Source organism: Methylobacterium aquaticum (assembly GCF_001043915.1).
GTDB classification, from domain to species: domain Bacteria; phylum Pseudomonadota; class Alphaproteobacteria; order Rhizobiales; family Beijerinckiaceae; genus Methylobacterium; species Methylobacterium aquaticum.
The window spans coordinates 1-1,116 of record NZ_LABX01000391.1 but is presented as its reverse complement, the minus strand read 5'-3'; the positions used below and the strand labels follow the sequence as shown (position 1 = coordinate 1,116).

General features: G+C 68.8%; 1 protein-coding gene. It reads right to left on the bottom strand.

Annotated features, from left to right (window positions below):
- Window positions 1-1,116, bottom strand: a 1,116-nt coding sequence (locus tag VP06_RS32665; RefSeq protein ID WP_048467990.1) for a galactose oxidase early set domain-containing protein, incomplete at both ends; no start/stop codon positions are given.

Here is a 1,116-nt window from a genome sequence, read left to right as displayed (position 1 = left end):
GAAACCTGGCTCGGCGCCGCGACGCCGTTGCCGAGCGCCACGATCACGCCCGGCGAGGGCACGCCCTTCTGGTCGATCGCGACGAGCTGGTAGTAGCCGGGAGGCGCGACGTTGGCGCTGGGCGGCGCCTGCACGGTCACGGCGGTGCCGGCCTGCGTGAAGGCGGCGACGTAGCGGCGCTGGCCCGAGTTGAAGCTGTGCGTCACCGTGCTCAGGCCGACCAGCACGACCTGCGACAGCCCGTTCTGCGAATTGATTTCGACTTGCATCGCCTGGCCGTGCTGGAGCTGCACGGTCGAGAGGCTGACGATCTGCGGGCGCGGGGCGAGGGCGGTCTTGCCGTTGACGGTGGCGAACAGGTAGGGCGGGTAGAACACCTCGACGTTCTGGTTGTTGACCGGACCCGGCGCGCCGCCGCCGGCGATGAGCAGCGCGCCGTTCTGCATCAGGACCGCGGTCGAGTGGTAGCCGCGATAGACCCCGCCCGAGGCGCCGAGCGACCAGCGACCGGTCTTCGGGTCCCAGATCTCCGATTGCAGCACGGTGTCGCCGTCGCCGCGGTCATTCCACTTGCTGCCGCCGGTGACGGCGACCTGGCCGGTGGGGAGGACCGTGGCATTGGCCCAGCCGCGGCCATACGTCATCGGCGTGGTGTCGGTCACCACCGGCGCGCCGCTGGTGATGTCGATCACCGAGGCGCGGCTGCTCGACAGGAAGCCCTCGCCGTTACTATAGGCGTTGCCGCCGACTTGCAGGATCTTGCCGGTGTCGAACATCACGGCCGCAGAGTTCGGGCCGACATTCGGCGCGTCGGTGGCGGAGTTGGCGTTGCGCTGCGGCTCCTTGAAGTTCATCGCGGTGACCGAGCCGTTGCCGGTCGCATCGAGGAACCACATCTTGTCGGCGCTGATGCCGAACACCTTGCCGTTCGGGGCGACCCAGGCGCGTGGATACCAGAAGCGGTTGTTGTCGGGGCCGAACGCATCGCGGCTCTTGGCGCCGAACAGGCTGCGCCAGCCGTTGCCGTCGAAGATCTCCGGGGTCATCCCGGTCATCAGGCCCTTGTCGATGCTGCCCTGCGGGTCGCCCCAGCCGCCCTGATAGGGATAGGAGACG